Source organism: Streptomyces sp. SID5469 (assembly GCF_009862865.1).
Lineage (GTDB): Bacteria > Actinomycetota > Actinomycetes > Streptomycetales > Streptomycetaceae > Streptomyces > Streptomyces avermitilis.
Window position 1 is genome coordinate 2363973 of record NZ_WWIN01000001.1, and the last position, 16436, is coordinate 2380408.

The following is a 16436-nucleotide window of genomic DNA, read 5'->3' on the forward strand; positions in this document are numbered from 1 at the left end:
GCATCAGAACAAGGCGGCACCCCGCTCGAAGTCCAGCAGCCGCCGCTTGCGCTCCAGGCCGCCTCCGTAGCCCGTGAGGCTGCCGTCGGCGCCCACCACACGGTGACAGGGGACGATGATGCCGAGCGGGTTCTTGCCGTTGGCCAGACCCACCGCGCGCGATGCCTTCGGATTGCCGAGGGCGCCGGCGAGTTCGCCGTACGAGCGGGTCTCGCCGTAGGGGATGCGGCGCAGTTGCTCCCACACGGTGCGCTGGAACGGCGTGCCGTCCAGGCGGAGCGGCAGGTCGAACTCCGTCAACTCGCCCGCGAAATAGGCGGTCAGCTGGTCGACCGTCTCGCCGAACGGCGTGTCGTCGCGTGCCCCGAATGTCTCCTCTGAGGGGCGGTGGCGCTGGGCGACCATGTAGAGGCCGCACAGGACGCCGTCCGCCGCGACGAGGGTGAGGGGGCCGTACGGGCTGTCGACGAGCATGTGCTGTTTCACTGGATGTCCTCACACCGGCAGGAAGTTGATCGGGTGGCTGTCCGTCGCCCACAGGTACTGGACCGCGTACGCCCGCCACGGCCGCCAGGCCGCCGCGCGTGCGGTGAGCGCGGCCGGTGTGGACGGCAGGCCCAACTCCTCGGCCGCGCGCCGGATTCCGAGGTCGGTGGGCAGGAACGCGTCGGGGTCGCCGAGGGCGCGCATCGCGATGACGTCCGCGGTCCAGGGGCCGAAGCCGGGGAGGGACAGGAGCCGGGCGCGGGTCTCCTCCCAGTCGCTCTCCACGCCCAGATGAAGTCCGCCCTCGGCCAGTTGGCGGACCAGCGTGGTGAAGGTGGTGCGGCGGGTACGGGGCATCGCGAGCGACTCGGGGGCGACGGCGGCCAGCGCCTCGGGGGCCGGGAAGAGGTGGGTGAGGCCCCCCTCGGGGTCGGTCACCGCTTCGCCGTGCGCGGTGACCAGGCGGGCCGCGTGGGTACGGGCCGCGGCCGTGGACACCTGCTGGCCCAGCACGGCCCGTACCGCGAACTCGGCCTCGTCGACGGTACGCGGCACCCGCCGCCCCGGCGCCTTGTCGACGAGCGGGGCGAGCAGCGGGTCGGCGCGCAACTGGTCGTCGATGGCGACCGGGTCGGCGTCCAGGTCGAGCATGCGGCGGCAGCGGCTGATGGCGACGGGCAGGTCGCGCAGGTCGCTGAGGGAGAGGCGGCACCCTATGTGGTCGGCGGCGGGGGTCAGGGCGACGATCCCGTGCCCGTACGGCAGGCGCAGGGTGCGCCGGTACGCGCCGTCCCGCCATTCCTCCACTCCGGGTACGGCGGTCGCCGCGAGGTGGCCGAAGAGGTTGTCGGGGTTGAGCGGGGCGCGGAAGGGGAGGCGGAGCGTGAGAGCGCCGGGGGACACGACCGTCTTCTTCGGGAGCCTGCCGCGCAGCTCGCTCGGGGAGAGGGCGAAGACCTCGCGCACGGTGTCGTTGAAGGTGCGGATCGAGGAGAAGCCCGCCGCGAAGGCGATCTCCGCCATGGGGAGGCTGGTCGTCTCGATGAGCAGGCGGGCGGTCTGGGCGCGCTGGGCCCGGGCGAGCGCGAGCGGGCCCGCGCCGAGTTCGGCGAGGAGCTGGCGTTCGATCTGGCGGGTGCTGTAGCCGAGCCGGGTGGCGAGGCCGGGCACGCCCTCGCGGTCCACCACGCCGTCGCCGATCAGGCGCATGGCGCGGGCGACGAGGTCGGCGCGCTGGTTCCACTCGGGCGAGCCGGGGCTGGTGTCCGGGCGGCAGCGTTTGCAGGCCCGGAAACCGGCCTGCTGGCAGGCCGCCGCGCTCGGGTAGAACGTCATGTTCGCCGGCTTCGGCGGCACCACCGGGCAGCTCGGACGGCAGTAGATCCTCGTGGTCAGGACCGCCGTGAAGAACCACCCGTCGAACCGCGCGTCCTTGGACCGGACGGCGCGCACGCAGCGCTCACTGTCGATGTGCATCCCGTTCCGCATGCCTCAAGCATCGACCACCGCCGGGGGCGGGGCTGGCGGGATTCCGACATGTACGTGGCGTGGCCTGGCCCCGGACGGCGCGCCTTGCGGTCGGCACGCGGACTCGCGCGGCGGCCGCGGCCCGTGGAGGCCGGCCAGGGCCGTGGCCGGCCCTCATCCGCCCGGCCGCCCTCGCCGCGGGCGGTGGCCGCAGCGCGGCGGCGTGGCGGCCGTCGCGCGCGCGTACGGCCCCGGGACCGCGTCCGGTCAGATGTCGCGCTGCTCCAGGGGCCGTACGGCGGGGCCCTGGAGGATCTGGCCGTCGGGGGCGAAGCGGGAGCCGTGGCAGGGGCATTCCCAGGCCCGTTCGGCTCGGTTGAAGGCCACGAGGCAGCCCAGGTGCGTGCAGCGCGCGGAGACGGCGTGCACCTGTCCGTCGTCGTCGCGGTACACCGCGCAGCGCTCTCCGCCCGCGTGCACGACGGCGCCGTCCCCCGGGGCGATGCCGGTCACCGACGGGCCGGACAGCGGGGGCAGCCGGTCGCCCACGAAGTGCCCTGCCACCTGGGCCTGGTGCTTGAGGAACTCCGTGCCTTCCCGCACGACGGAGGCCACGCGCCCCGGATCGTACAGATCACGCCATGGAGCCGTCCCACCGGTGATCAGCTCGCCCAGCAGGCCGCCCGCCATGATGCCGCCGCTCAGCCCCCAGCCGCCGAAGCCGGTGGCCACGTAGGTGTGGCGGCTGCCGGGGTGGAGTGGCCCGACCAGCGGCACGGAGTCGGTGGAGTCGTTGTCCTGCGTGGCCCACCGGTGCGTGAACGTGAGGTCGCCGAAGTGCCGGGCGGCCCACTCGGCAAGGCGCTCGAACCGCTCCTCGACGTCGTCGCCCGCACCCGGCGTGAAGTGCTCGCCGGTCACGATGAGCAGCCGTTTTCCCTCACCGTACGGCGCCGTGCGCATGGAACGCGTGTTCTCCTCCGGGGTGATGTACATACCCCGCGGGGCCCTCTCCTCGGCGATGGGCGCGGCCACGACCAGTTCGCGGCGGGGTGAGAGCCGGGTGAACAGCAGCGCACGGTCGAAGACCGGGTAGTGCGTGGCGACCACGACGGCGTCGGCGGTGATCCTGGCGCCGTTCTCCGTCGTGAGGACGCAGGGCTCCCCCTCGGTGAGGTCCACGACCCGGGTCCGCTCGTGCATCAGTCCTCCGCGCCGGCGGATCTCGTCGGCCAGCGCCAGCAGGTACTTGCGCGGATGGAACTGGGCCTGGCCCGTGACCCGGACCGCGCCGGCGACCGGGAACGGCAGCTCCGTCTCCGTCACGTACTCGGCGGGCAGCCCGGCCTCGCGGGCCGCCGCGGCCTCCGCGCGTACCTCGTCCGCGCGGGCGCCGTCCCTGACGTAGGTGTACGCCGCCGCCTCCTCCCACTCGCAGTCGATGCCGAGTTCGTCCACGATCTCGGCGGCGCGCCGGATCGCGTCCGTCTGGGAGCGCGCGTACAGCCGCGCGGCGTCCGTCCCGCGGGTACGGCGGAGCCGGTCGTAGACAAGGGTGTGCAGCGCGGTGAGCTTGGCCGTGGTGTGACCGGTGACCCCGGCGGCGATCCGCCCGGCCTCCAGCACCGCGACGCTGCGTCCCCGTCGGGTCAGCTCCCACGCGGCACTCAGTCCGGCGATGCCCGCACCGACCACGGCGACATCGACCGTCGTGTCACCGGCCGGTACGGGCGCGGGGGCACCGGGCGGCGCGGTCTCGAGCCAGTACGACGTCTGTGTGCGTGCCTGAAGGGTCATGCGCTCCGAGTTCCACGCCCGCCCGCGCCCACACCGGGTGTGAAGGAACAGCCGAAGGGGACTCGATCGGTCCGCGCCCAGCCGCGCGCCCCCGGCAATCGACACCCAGGGGCACCAACCCGTCGGCCGGCAAGGAGAAACCGTGCCATCAGCACCCATCGACGGAGGGGCCGATGCGTACTCCACCGACCGACCCGACACCGCCCCGGCCCACCCCCGCGCCGGGACCGACGGACCCGCAGCCCGGCCCGGCGCCGGGCCCCGTGCCCGCCCCCGGGCCCGATCCCGTGCCACCGGCACCGCCGGCGCCACCGGGCCCCGATCCCGTACCGCCGGCGGGTTCGTCGGCCGCGGTGGCAGCGAGTTCGGCGAACCGCCGATGAAGCCGGCTTCCGTCCCGGCCCAGGCCTCGGGCTGAGCCCCGGGCCCTCGTCGACCGGCTGCGCGACGCGCTGACAGGGCGCGGCAAGAAGGACTGACGCTCGCGGCGGCGGCCCGTTCGGACGCGAGTGGTCCGGAGGCCGCTGTCTGCTCCGCGGCGGCGGAGCCCCGCGCCCCGGCCGCCGCACCACGCCTGTTGCCATCGAGCCGACCTGGTCGCGGGCCGTGGACGGGCGCCGTACCCGCTCCGGAGCAAGCACGCCCGCCGTCATGAACTGCGCAGTCTCCTCCAGACGGCCTTGGCCGCGTTGTGGCCCGACATACCGTGCACGCCGGGTCCCGGCGGGGTGGCCGAGGAGCAGATGAAGACGGCCGGGTGGGGGGTGCTGTACGGGAAGAGGGAGAGCCTAGGGCGCAGCAGGAGCTGGAGTCCGGATGCGGCGCCGCAGGCGATGTCACCGCCGACGTAGTTGGCGTTGTGGGCGGCGAGTTCGGGCGGGCCGGCCGTGGCGCGGGCGAGGACACGGTCACGGAAGCCGGGCGCGAACCGCTCCAGCTGGCGCTCCATGGCATCCGTGAGGTCGCCCGTCCACCCGTTCGGAACGTGGCCGTACGCCCAGAAGACCTGCTTTCCGTCCGGCGCCCGCGAGGGGTCGACGACGCTGGGCTGCACGGTGATCAGGAAGGGCGGGTCGGGAGCCCGGCCCTCGCGCGAGGCGGCGCGCAGGGCGGTGCCGATCTCCGCGCTGCTCGCGCCGATCTGCACGGTGCCGGCGGTGCGCGCCTCCTTCGCCGTCCACGGCACGGGGCCGTCCAGCGCGTAGTCGATCTTGAATACGCTTGCCCCGTACCGGTATCCCTCGTAGTACCTGCCGAAGCCGGCGATCCGGGCCAGCGCGGTGGGCGAGGTGTCGAAGACGTAGGCCCGCGCGGGCGGCAGGTCGTCGAGGCGCTTGACCTCGTAGTCCGTGTGGACGGTGCCGCCGAGGTCCTTGAGGTACGCGGTGAGCGCGTCGGAGATGGACTGGGAGCCGCCGCGGGCGACGGGCCAGCCGCGGGCGTGTGCGGCCAGGGCGAAGACGAGGCCGACGGCTCCGGTGGCGATGCCGTCGAGCGGGGCGATGACATGCGCCACGAGCCCGGCGAACAGCGCCTTCGCGCGCTCGTCGCGAAAGCGGCGGGTCAGCCAGGTCGAGGGGGGCAGCCCGACGAGGCCGAAGCGGGCGAGGGTGACCGGGTCGCGGGGCAGCGCGGTGAGGGGGAGCGACATGAAGTCCTGCGCCAGGGTGTCCCAGCGGCTGAGGAAGGGCTCCACCAGCCTGCGGTACGTGCCCGCGTCACGCGGCCCGAAGGAGGCGGCCGTCTCGGCCACGGACCGGGACAGGACCGCTGCCGTGCCGTCGGTGAACGGGTGCGCCATGGGCCGCTCGGCGTGCAGCCACTGAAGTCCGTACCGCTCCAGCGGCATCGCCCTGAACGCGGGCGAGTTGATCCCCAGCGGGTGTGCGGCGGAGCACGGGTCGTGGCGGAAACCGGGCAGGGTCAGCTCTTGGGTGCGCGCCCCGCCGCCCACGGTGTCGCGGGCCTCGAAGACGGCCACGGAGAAGCCGCGGCGCGCCAGCTCCACGGCAGCCGTCAGTCCGTTCGGTCCCGCACCCACCACGACCACATCGAGCATCGACGGCACCTTCGGACTCCTTCGTCAGCCGATCGGCCACTGGGGATCAGGATATGCCGCTGGACCGACAGCGCCGGGGCGCGGGGGGCCCTTGCCCGGTGACGCACAGGTTCCGTTTCCGGGTGCCGGAGGAGGCTGCCTGGAGGGGCCCGCCGACCGCGCGTCTCACGGCTCAGCCGCCGGCCGACAGCAGCCCCACCACCCGGCGGGCCGTCGCCTCGTCCCGCGCCGCCGTGAACGGGAGCGCGTTGCCGCCGGTTATCCGGAACGGCTCGCCCGCGCGGGTCAGATGGGCGCCGCCCGCCTCCTCGACCAGCAGCAGGCCGGCCGCGTGATCCCAGGCCGCCTCCCAGGAGAACGCCGTCGCGTCCAACTCGCCCCGGGCGACGGCGAGATACTCGAGCCCCGCCGAGCCGCACGGGCGCGGGAGGACGCCCTCGGTGCGCAGGGCGAGGAGTGCGCGCTTCTGTTCTTCCGTGGTGTAGTCCGGGTGGGACGTGGCCACTTCGAGGTCACGGCCCGGATCGGGCGCGCCCGAGCGCAGCGGTTCGCCGTCGAGGTGGGCCCCGCGGCCCCGTATCGCCGTGGCCAACTGGTCGAGGGCCGGGGCGTAGGTCCACGACGCGTGGACGACGCCGCCCTGCGCCAGCGCGACCAGTGTGCAGAAGCCCGGGTCACCGTGCACGAACTGGCGGGTGCCGTCGACCGGGTCGACGATCCAGACCGGCGCCTCGCCCTGAATCGCCTCGTATGTCACGGGGTTGGCGTGCACCGCCTCCTCGCCGACCACGACCGAGCCGGGCAGGAGCTTGGCGAGCACCTCGGTGAGGTACGCCTCGGCCTTGCGGTCGGCGTCCGTGACCAGGTCGTGCGGGCCGCTCTTCTGGTCGATCTCGTGCGCGGCGAGCTGCCGGAAGCGCGGCATGATCTCGGTCGCGGCCGCCTGGCGGACCGCCTCTTCGACGTCTGACGTGCGGTGGGCGAGAAACTCTTCGATGGTTTCGGTGTCTCCGATCATGACTCCATGACAGCACGCGCCACTGACAATCCCCACCCGTCCGGTGTACTACGGGTGGAATCGGCATGAATACCCGGTTCGGAGATCAGCGCCCGACCGCGTACCCCTGCATCCCCCGCGGGTTCGCCGCCGCCGACAGGACACCGGTCTCCGGGTCCCGGGCGACCGCGCACAGCCGCCCCTCGGACCAGGCCTCGCCGACCAGGACGTCGTGGCCGCGCCGCCGCAGCTCCTCGACGACCCCGGGGTCCGTACGGGACTCGACGGTCACACTGCCGGGGCGCGTCCCGCGCGGGTAGAAGGAGCCGGGGAAGCTGTCGTTGTGCCAGTTCGGGGCGTCGATGGCGCCCTGGAGGTCGAGGCCGCCCCGGACCCCGGAGCGCAGGACGACGGCCAGGAAGAAGTGGGTCTGCCACTGGTCCTGCTGGTCGCCGCCGGGCGTGCCGAACGCGAGCACGGGGACTTGGTCCCGCAACGCCAGCGAGGGCGTGAGGGTGGTGCGGGGGCGGCGGCCCGGGGTGAGGGAGTTCGGCAGGCCCTCGTCCAGCCAGGCCATCTGGAGCCGGGTACCGAGCGGAAAGCCGAGTTCGGGCACGACCGGGTTGGACTGGAGCCAGCCGCCGCTGGGCGTGGCCGCGATCATGTTGCCCCACCTGTCGACGACGTCGAGGTGGCAGGTGTCGCCCCGGGTGCCCCCGTCCGCCGCGATGTCCGGTTCCCCGGGCACCGGGGACAGCGGGCTCTTGGCGACGGTGGGCTCGCCCGCTCCCGGGGGACCGAACGCGGGCTCGGGTTCGTCGGCGGCCACCACGCGTGCGTGCCCGCTCATCCGCGGGGTCCGCCCGCCCGGGCTGCCGGGGCGCAGCTCGTACGAGGCCTTGTGGCCGACGAGCACCCGCCGCTCGGCGTTGTACGCGTCCGACAGCAGCTCGGCCAGCGGCACCTCGGCCGCGTCGCCGTACCAGGCCTCACGGTCGGCCATGGCGAGCTTGCAGCCCTCGATGAGGAGGTGGACGTAGTCGGCGGACCCATAGCGCGGCAGCTCGGGCGGGAGCAGCGCGAGCTGCTGGAGGAGGACCGGGCCCTGGCTCCAGGGGCCGGCCTTGCACAGCGTCCAGCCCTGCCAGTCGTACGTCGCCGGAGCCTCGTAGGTCGCGGCCCAGGAGGCGAGATCGGCGGCCGTCAGCGTGCCGGTGTGCCGCTCGCCGCTGGTGTCCAGGGTGGGCCGCCCGGACTGGCGTACGAGCGCCTCGGCGATGAACCCGCCACGCCACACCTCCCGTGCCCTCTCGATCTGGGCCACCCGGTCTCCGGTGCCCGACACCTCGGCGATCAGCCGTTTCCAGGTCGCGGCGAGCGCCGGGTTGCGGAACAGTTCACCCGGCCGTGGCGCCTTTCCGCCGGGCAGATACACCTCGGCCGACGAGACCCACTCCGTCTCGAACAGCTCGCGCACCGTCTCGACGGTCTCCCCGACGCGCTCCACGGGCGCGTGCCCGTCCTGCGCGTATCCGATGGCGTACTTGAGGACGTCCGCGAGGGACTTCGTTCCGTAGTCGCGCAGGAGGAGCATCCAGGCGTCGAACGCACCCGGAACGGCGGCCGCGAGCGGCCCCGTACCGGGTACGAGATCCAGACCGAGTCCCTTGTAGTGCTCGATCGTGGCTCCGGCCGGCGCGACTCCCTGCCCGCACAGCACCCGCACCTCACCGCCCGCCGGGGCGAGGATGATCGGCACCTCTCCCCCGGGCCCGTTGAGGTGCGGCTCGACGACATGCAGGACGAAACCGGCGGCGACGGCGGCGTCGTAGGCGTTGCCGCCCTCCTCCAGGACGGCCATCGCCGACTGGGAGGCGAGCCAGTGCGTGGAGGACACCATGCCGAAGGTGCCCTGGAGGGTGGGGCGGGTCGTGAACATACGGCCTCTCACCTCGCTGTTTCCGCTCATCGGCCAGATCGGTCGGCGCTCAGGATCGGCCCTGGGGGGAATCTGGGGAGTTCGAGTCACACGCGAGAGATCCAATCACGGCACCGAAGCCCACGCGGGCACGCTTCAGACCCCCTGCTCACGGACGCGTACGGCACCCACGCGAGAGGCCCGGAGAATCCGCACAAAAGCGCCACACAGACTGCACTCAGGCTTTCGAAAGCCTCGTTAGCGTTGCTGGCTGCTCGATTCCACGTGCGAACGTGACCAGGCCCCGGCGGGGCGACGGCATGTCAACTCAGGAAGACCGCAAATGGACTACTGCTCCTCGTGTCGCCGGCATCTCAATGGCGCCCTGGTGTGTCCCGGGTGCGGTGCCTACGCTCCGGACATCGCACCGGCCACCGTCGACGGTGGCGTCGTCCCGAGCTGGGCCGGCACGGCGACGACGGGCACGACGGTGAGCGAGTCGGTGCCGTGGGAGTACCCGGCCTCGGACACGTGGCACGACGGCCGTCTTCGTGACGAGGCAGCGGTCGAAGCCGGCCTGGAGGAGGCCCCGGAGACCGACCCGTACGGCGACCTCGAGGGCACGATGCCCGCACCCGCACCGCAAGGGCGGGCGGCGCGGCGTCGCCAGCTGGCCCGCTGGAAGAAGAACCAGCGCCGGGCCGTGGTCGCGACTGCCGTCGCACTCGTCGGAGGCGGCCTGACCGTCGCCGCGATGGACCGGCACTCCGCCGACCGGGCACAGGCGTCCACCGCGCCGGAGGTCGCGACCATGGGCACCGCGGACGAACAGGTGGCTGAGCAGCCCCACCCCTCGTCGACACAACCCGGAACTCGCCTGTCTTCGCACACTCCCCCCGCGCAGTCGCCCACGACCGACCTTCCGCGCCGGCGGTCCGCCGCCGCCCCGCCCCGCGTCACACCGCCGAGCGCTCAGCCGTTCGCCGCCGCCTCTCCCCCTCCGACGGCGAGGGCGGCGGCCCCGCAGCCTCGGACCGCCTCCCCGTCCACCGTCGGAACGGTGCCCGACGGCACCGGTACGGCGGCGAAGGAAACGTCCGCGTCTGCCGGCGCCGATGACACGGCCCCGGGAGCACCGCAGGCGAGCCCCGCGCCCACAACGACTTCACCTTCGCAGATCTGCCTGCTCCTGGTGTGCCTCGGCTGATCGGCCGTTCAACGTCAGCGAGTGCGGACGGAGCCTGCGGGGACCGGGGAGTTCTCTCAGTACCCGCTCGGGCTTCTCAGAGCTTCCCGCCGATCTCGCAGGCCCGGCACGGCGGCCGGCCGCAGGTGCACTGCGTGATGGCGTCGAGGACGTCGCGATCGTGGTAGAGGCACTCGTCCTTGCAGGTGTGGCGCGGGATGAATCCCGCCGGGATCTCACCGGGCCACGGCTCGTGACCGTCCCGGCAGCGGGCGAACCGCTCGGGGTCGGTGGAGTGCAGGTCGTGCATGCTCGACCGCGCCTCGTCCTCCAGTTCCCGCACTCGCTGCACCAGGCTCTTCAGCTCGGTGGCAATGCTGGAGTACCGGTCGGCGCCGGTCCTTACGTGTGCGGCCCGCAGTGCCATCGCCGCGTTGCCCAAAAAACGGCCGGCATCCTGAAGGTCGGTCACGTGATGCAACTGAATGCCGTTCACGCCCCGTACCCACACGGCGTCCATGCTGCTCACTGATCCACCTTTCCAGCGTTCGCCTTGATTACCTTGCGAAACAGTATGCGCGGCGCCGGTGCCTCCGCATAGAAAAACTGTCTATTCAGCAAGCTAAGGGTCTCCGTCGCGCCCCGCCAGCAGATTCCGGGTGAGTCGGCTCACAGAAGACATGGGCCCGCAACAGGCATGACCAGCAGAAGGTCCATTGCTCACTCACGTGGTGGATCTTCAGCCGCGTCTTCCAATGGATCTTCTGCTGATTTCTTGTCCGCCCTCTGTTATTGAGCCGCCGTTCCGGCTCAATATGCGTTATCCGGTGACCGTGTAGGAGCGCGCTCCCGTTCCGGCTAGCCCACCACCGTCGACGATCAGGTACTCCGGACGGATGGGGCGCCCGTCGAACCAGCACTCCAGGATCTCCCGGGTACCGGCGGCGTAGCGGGCCTGCGCCGAGAGGGTCGAACCGGACACGTGCGGCGTCATCGCCTCGTACGGCATGGTGCGCCACGGATGGTCGGGCGGTGGCGGCTGCGGATACCAGACGTCACCGGCGTATCCGGCCAGTTGGCCGCTGTTGAGGGCCCGCACCACGGCATCCCGGTCGACGATGAGCGCGCGTGCGGTGTTGACGATGTACGAACCGCGCTTCATGGCCCCGATCAGGTCGTCGTCGAAGAGGTTCTGCGTCTGCGGATGCAGCGGGGTGTGGATCGACAGCACGTCGACCGAGGAGGCCAGCGAACGAGCGTCGGGATGCCAGGTCAGCTCCAGTTCCTCTTCGACCTCCTTGGGCAGCCGGTGCACGTCGCTGTAGTGCAGCCTTACGTCGAACGGCGCCAGGCGGCGCAGTACCGCCTGGCCGATCCGGCCGGAGCCGAGGACGCCGACGTCCATGCCTTCGAGGTCGTAGGCGCGCGAGACGCTGTCGGCGATGTTCCAGCCCTTCTTGGCGGTCACCCAGTCGTGGGCCGGCATGTAGTTGTGGACCAGAGTGAGGATCTGCATGACGGCGTGCTCGGACACGCTGATGCTGTTGCTGAAGGTCACCTCCGCCACCGTCATGCCGTGGGCGATGGCGCTCGGCAGGTCGACGTGGTCCGACCCGATCCCCGCCGTGATCGCGAGTTTGAGCCGGGGCGCGGAGGCGATCCGCTCGGCGGTCAGATAAGCGGGCCAGAAGGGCTGCGAGATGACCACGTCCGCGTCGGGCAGCTCGCGGTCCAGAGTGGAGTCCGGCGCTTCCTTGTCGCTGGTGACGACATAGGTGTCGCCTCGGTCCTCCAGGAACCGGCGTAGTCCCAGTTCTCCGGAGACGCTGCCGAGGAGCTGCCCCGGGGTGAAATCTATGGTTTGTGGGGTCGGCGTTGTCTGACCGCCCGGATATCCGGTGATGGCCGGAATCTCATCGCGGGCGTAGTCGGGAGGATAACCGCCCACGGGGTCGGGATAGAGCACCGCAAGGATCTTTGCCATGGCCGTCCTCCATCGGTGGGGCCGCCGCTCCGGCTGAACCGGTCGAGTACCGATGATCTTGAATTTTAGTTGAGCATGCGTCGGCGCTGCAATCCCCACGGATATTATGGAAGTGGGCCAGTGGATAAGGATGCGGATATTCGATCAGGCCTGCGGCAGGAGTTCGGGCGACAGCGTGTACCGATCCGTGTTCTGTACGGAGGCTTCTGATGCGGGCGGACGAATCCGGGCCCGAGCGGGAATCCCGAGAGCCCACGCACATCCCCGGCGCCGAACCCGAACTGGGTGGCGAGCCCACGCCGCGAGGCGAGCCCGGGCCGGGATTCGAGCCCGGGCCGGGAGGCGAGCCCGCACCGTCACGCGCGCCGTTCCGCTCACGTCTGCGCAAGGGCGTCCTGGCGGCGGTCGCGCTCGGCGGCGTTCTGGGCGGGTCGGCCCGCTACGCCCTGGGACTGACGTTTCCCACACCTCGGGGGACGTTTCCGGTGACGACGTTTGCCGTCAACGTGTCCGGTGCGTTCCTACTGGCGCTGCTGCTCGTGTACGTACTCGAGATCTGGCCGCCGACCCGGTACGTGCGACCGTTCGCCGCCGTCGGGTTTCTCGGCTCCTTCACCACTTTCTCGACGTGGATGGTCGACACCGATCGCCTTCTGGGTCACGGCCACTACGCAGTCGCGGCCTTCAACGTGTTCGGCAGTCTGTTCGCCGGCCTGGCCGCCACCGGTCTGGGCCTGGCCATCGGCAGGATGGCCCTGGCCCGGCGGGTACGGCTGGCCGCGCGGCACGGCCGCGCCCGCCGGTACGGCTGGTGGGTCCGGTGATCGTCACCCTGCTCGCCGTCGGTGCCGCGGCCGCGGTCGGGGCGGTCGCGCGCTACATGCTCGACCAGTACGTGCAGTACCGAAGCCCGGGCCTGTTCCCGCTCGGCACATGGCTGATCAACGTCACCGGTTCGTTCGTGCTGGGGCTTCTGGTGGGCCTCGGCGCGCGGCACGGACTGCCGGAGCAGTTCGTGCCCATTGCCGGCGTCGGATTCTGCGGCGCCTATACAACGTTCTCCACATTCAGTTACGAGTTGGTCCACCTGCGCGAGAAGGGACAGGTCAGAAAGTCCCTGCTGTACGGCGCTTCGAGCCTCACGGCGGGTCTTCTGGCGGCAGCGGCGGGGCTCGCCGTCGAATCGTTCTGAGAATCGAATCGCTCCGGGAATCGAATCGCTCCGGGAAGGGCAGGACCAGCCGTCGGGGACTTGACACGTGGATTCACGAGACGTCTCCTTGAACGTAGGAAACATTATGTGGCGTACGCCTCTCCGGACACGCCGCACGCGATCGGGTTGGCCAGCGTCCACCGAAATCCGGAGGCTGCTGATGGCAACCTATGAATATCTATGCAGCCGCTGCGGGGCCTTCGATGTGAAGTTGGAAATCGGGACGGCGCCCCGGGCTTACGGTTGCCCTGTTTGCGCAGGCGCTGCGAGACGTGTGTATTCCTCGCCCGGTCTCTCGCTGACCTCGCACGCGGTCGCCGCCCTCCACGTCCGGGAGGAGCAGGCGCGTGAGGCCCCGGCAGTAGTCTCCCAAGTGCCGCCACGCAGAAGGGTGCCACGGCACCCGCACCCCGCGCTCTCGCGGCTTCCGCGTCTCTGAGGGCGGTGGTCGACAAGGCAGAACGTCTCATGCGGGTTTCGGCATCGGAACACGACGTCGTTCCCGCAGCGCTGTGCGGAATACGGAATCACGCAACGCGGGCCGGGAGTCGAGCCGCATCCCCGGCAGCTCACCGGCAGTCCGGGCACGACGCGATTCCGCCCCCCACGCGGACTTAGGAGGTGCGTCCCCGTGGGAAACGTGGGACTGCTCTTTGTCGGTGCGGTGCTCTTCATGAACGGACTGCTGCTGCTCGGGAAGGTTGATGCCAAAGCAGCAGCGGTGTTCAACCTTTTCATAGGCGCACTACAGGTACTGACGCCGACTTACCTCATCTTCACCGCCAACGGCGACCCCATGAAGATCCTGGCGGCATCAGGCATCTACCTCTTCGGGTTCACCTACCTCTATGTAGGTATCGGCCTGCTCACCGGTCTCGACAGCACCGGCGTCGGCTACTACTCGCTGTTCGTGGCAGTTGCCGCCCTGGGATACTCGTTCGTCAATTTCCGGCTCTTCAAGGACTACCCCTTCGGGGTCATCTGGCTCTACTGGGCCTACCTGTGGTTCCTGTTCTTCCTGCTGCTCGGTCTCAAGAAGGACGACCTCAAGATCTATACCGGTTGGGTCACGGCGATCGAAGGCTGGGTCACGGGTGCGATTCCCGCGGGGCTGCTGCTCTCCGGCTACTGGAAGCACCCCACCGAGACCGCCATCGCACTGGCGGTCTTCGGCGTGGTGGTGTTCGTGGGGCTGTGGCCGCGCACCCATAGAACGCCCCGGCCGACCTCAGCCGCCCCGCGGACCGGAGGTGTGGGCGCACCAACGTGACCGGATCAGAAACGAGGAGTTCTCATGCCTGAAATTCTCTTCAGTGTGGACCACAGCAAGTCGATGCGTGACCAGGCCGTGCCCGGCCACAACAGGTGGCACCCGGACGTCCCCACCGTCGCCATGGTGAAGCCAGGAGCGGAGTTCCGCATGGAGTGCCGCGACTGGACCGACTGCCAGGTCGGCAACAACGACACCGCCAACGACGTACGCGACATCGACCTGACCATCCCTCACATGCTCAGCGGCCCGATAGGCGTGGAGGGCGCCGAACCCGGCGACCTGCTCGTCGTCGACATCCTCGACCTCGGCCCCGTTCCGCAGCAGACCGGGGACGCGGCAGGACAGGGCTGGGGCTATACCGGCATCTTCGCCAAGGCCAACGGCGGAGGCTTCCTGACCGACTACTTCCCGGACGCCTACAAGGCCGTATGGGACTTCCACGGACAGCAGGCCGTCTCCCGCCACCTTCCCGGGATCCGCTTCACCGGAATCACCCACCCCGGGTTGTTCGGAACCGCTCCGTCCGCCGAGATGCTCGCCCGCTGGAACACCCGCGAGCAGGCGCTGATCGACACCGACCCGAACCGGGTCCCCCCGCTCGCCGTACCGCCGGACGCCACCAACGCACTCGCCGGCACGGCCACCGGAGACCTCGCACGGCGCATCGGCGAAGAAGGCGCACGCACGGTGCCGGCCCGCGAGAACGGAGGCAACCACGACATCAAGAACTTCACCCGGGGATCGAGGGTCTTCTACCCCGTACACGTCCAGGACGCGAAGCTCTCAGGCGGCGACCTGCACTTCAGCCAGGGCGACGGAGAGATCACCTTCTGCGGCGCCATCGAGATGGGCGGCTTCATCGACTTCCACGTCGACCTGATCAAGGGCGGCATGGAGACGTACGGCATCTCCACCAACCCCGTGTTCATTCCGGGCAACGTCGAGCCGAGGTACACGGAGTTCCTCACCTTCATCGGGATCTCCGTCGACCACGACACGGACACGAACTACTACCTGGACGCGACGCTGGCCTACCGCCGGGCCTGCCTCAACGCCGTCGAGTACTTCAAGAAGTTCGGCTACAGCGGAGAGCAGGCCTACCTGCTGCTCGGCTCCTCCCCCATAGAGGGACGCATCAGCGGCATCGTCGACATCCCCAACGCCTGCTGCTCGCTGTACGTACCCACCGCCATGTTCGACTTCGACGTGCGGCCGACCGCCGCCGGCCCGATGAAGGCCGACCGCGGCCAGTGCGCGCTGGCCACTGCCTGAACCGGACCACGAGGGATGCGTGCCCTCAGGCAAGAGCGACGGGCCCAGGGGCGTCACCGGAACACCGGTGACGCCCCTGGAGCGTCCGCCGGCAGGGCCTAGGAGGCAGGTGCCCACGCCGTCGTCCCGAGCGTGTTCTCCGGGCCGATGTCGAGCGGCTCTTGAGGACGTACGTTCATGGCGTCCCGCCCCGTCTTCGGCGCGACCCGGAGGTACGTGCCGTCCTCGGCTCCCATCCGCCAGTAGAGACCTGCCCGCGCGGTCTCGCCCGGCGCGAGCGTCAGCGGCTCGGGGCCGGGGTCCTGCGGCGCCATGAACACCTTGTCCGTCCCCTCGACGGTGCGCACGCCCGTGAGCGGGGTGCCCCTCTCGTCGAGGACGCGCACGGACGGGTAGCCGTTCACCTCGTAGGACCGCTTGCCGCAGTTGGTCAGGGTGAGCGTCATGGCGCGCAGTCCCATGGCCGCGTCGACGGGGCCGGAGTCGAAGCGCAGACCGGAGGGCGGGCAGCCGCGTTCCTGCTGGACCGGTACGACGGGTGAGGGCCCGGGGGTCGCGGACGCGGGCGGCGGGGCGGCCCGGGTCGGCGACGGGGCGGCCCGCGTCGGCGATGGGGTGGGCCTGCGTTCGGGGTTGCGCTCGCGGTCCAGTTCGGCGGAGAGTCCGCACCCGCTCGCGGCCAGCGCCAACAGACAGGCGAGAGCGGCGCAGCGGGCCGGCTTCGGGCGTATCGCGATCACGCGCCGATGATGGCACGCGGTCTCGGCACAAGGCGTCACTCCGC

Annotated in this window: 14 protein-coding genes; 5 read left to right on the forward strand and 9 right to left on the reverse strand. The window is 71.0% G+C overall.

The features are described from left to right. Positions 1-3: 3 nt before the first annotated feature. From GTY58_RS10190 to GTY58_RS10215, 6 genes are all read right to left on the reverse strand, one after another. Complete coding sequence (locus GTY58_RS10190; RefSeq protein WP_010983372.1) at positions 4-486, reverse strand: methylated-DNA--[protein]-cysteine S-methyltransferase; 483 nt, start codon at positions 484-486, stop codon at positions 4-6. A 9-nt stretch (positions 487-495) separates the two neighbouring features. Then, a complete protein-coding gene (locus GTY58_RS10195) occupies positions 496-1974 on the reverse strand; it encodes an AlkA N-terminal domain-containing protein (RefSeq protein ID WP_269966654.1) in 1479 nt (492 codons plus the stop codon). A 246-nt stretch (positions 1975-2220) separates the two neighbouring features. After that, a complete protein-coding gene (locus GTY58_RS10200; RefSeq protein ID WP_010983374.1) occupies positions 2221-3750 on the reverse strand; it encodes an FAD-dependent oxidoreductase in 1530 nt (509 codons plus the stop codon). A gap of 649 nt (positions 3751-4399) precedes the next feature. After that, positions 4400-5809: an NAD(P)/FAD-dependent oxidoreductase gene (locus tag GTY58_RS10205; protein ID WP_037647502.1), complete on the reverse strand. Its 1410-nt coding sequence runs from the start codon at positions 5807-5809 to the stop codon at positions 4400-4402. 172 nt (positions 5810-5981) lie between these two features. Further along, complete coding sequence (locus tag GTY58_RS10210; protein WP_010983376.1) at positions 5982-6827, reverse strand: inositol monophosphatase family protein; 846 nt, start codon at positions 6825-6827, stop codon at positions 5982-5984. A gap of 85 nt (positions 6828-6912) precedes the next feature. Next, complete coding sequence (locus tag GTY58_RS10215) at positions 6913-8745, reverse strand: gamma-glutamyltransferase (RefSeq protein WP_037647321.1); 1833 nt, start codon at positions 8743-8745, stop codon at positions 6913-6915. Between the two features lie 322 nt (positions 8746-9067). Here GTY58_RS10215 and GTY58_RS10220 point away from each other — a divergent pair, with 322 nt between their 5' ends. Continuing rightward, positions 9068-9931 (forward strand): hypothetical protein, encoded by an 864-nt coding sequence (locus GTY58_RS10220; RefSeq protein ID WP_010983378.1) that lies wholly within the window; start codon positions 9068-9070, stop codon positions 9929-9931. A gap of 76 nt (positions 9932-10007) precedes the next feature. Here GTY58_RS10220 and GTY58_RS10225 read toward each other — a convergent pair whose 3' ends face one another. Both GTY58_RS10225 and GTY58_RS10230 read right to left on the reverse strand, forming a co-directional pair. Further along, positions 10008-10430: a hypothetical protein gene (locus tag GTY58_RS10225; RefSeq protein ID WP_037647319.1), complete on the reverse strand. Its 423-nt coding sequence runs from the start codon at positions 10428-10430 to the stop codon at positions 10008-10010. A 300-nt stretch (positions 10431-10730) separates the two neighbouring features. Further along, positions 10731-11894 (reverse strand): NAD-dependent formate dehydrogenase, encoded by a 1164-nt coding sequence (locus GTY58_RS10230; protein WP_010983380.1) that lies wholly within the window; start codon positions 11892-11894, stop codon positions 10731-10733. 209 nt (positions 11895-12103) lie between these two features. On the opposite strand from GTY58_RS10230, the gene GTY58_RS10235 reads away from it, so the two are divergent. The 4 genes from GTY58_RS10235 (at position 12104) to fmdA (ending at position 15652) form a co-directional block, all read left to right on the forward strand. Then, positions 12104-12718 carry a CrcB family protein gene (locus GTY58_RS10235; protein ID WP_010983381.1) on the forward strand — a complete coding sequence of 205 codons (615 nt, stop codon included), beginning with the start codon at positions 12104-12106 and terminating at the stop codon, positions 12716-12718. Next, positions 12715-13086 (forward strand): fluoride efflux transporter CrcB, encoded by a 372-nt coding sequence (crcB, locus tag GTY58_RS10240; RefSeq protein WP_010983382.1) that lies wholly within the window; start codon positions 12715-12717, stop codon positions 13084-13086. Before GTY58_RS10235 ends, crcB begins: the two co-directional genes overlap by 4 nt. A 652-nt stretch (positions 13087-13738) precedes the next feature. Continuing rightward, positions 13739-14377, forward strand: coding sequence for an AmiS/UreI family transporter (locus GTY58_RS10250; RefSeq protein ID WP_010983383.1), 639 nt, complete (start codon positions 13739-13741; stop codon positions 14375-14377). Positions 14378-14401: 24 nt separating this feature from the next. Then, positions 14402-15652 (forward strand): formamidase, encoded by a 1251-nt coding sequence (gene fmdA, locus GTY58_RS10255; protein ID WP_010983384.1) that lies wholly within the window; start codon positions 14402-14404, stop codon positions 15650-15652. A gap of 98 nt (positions 15653-15750) precedes the next feature. Here fmdA and GTY58_RS10260 read toward each other — a convergent pair whose 3' ends face one another. After that, the gene (locus GTY58_RS10260) at positions 15751-16392 is read right to left on the reverse strand and encodes a DUF4232 domain-containing protein (protein WP_048894405.1); all 642 of its coding nucleotides are present in this window, start codon (positions 16390-16392) and stop codon (positions 15751-15753) included. Positions 16393-16436: the final 44 nt, after the last annotated feature.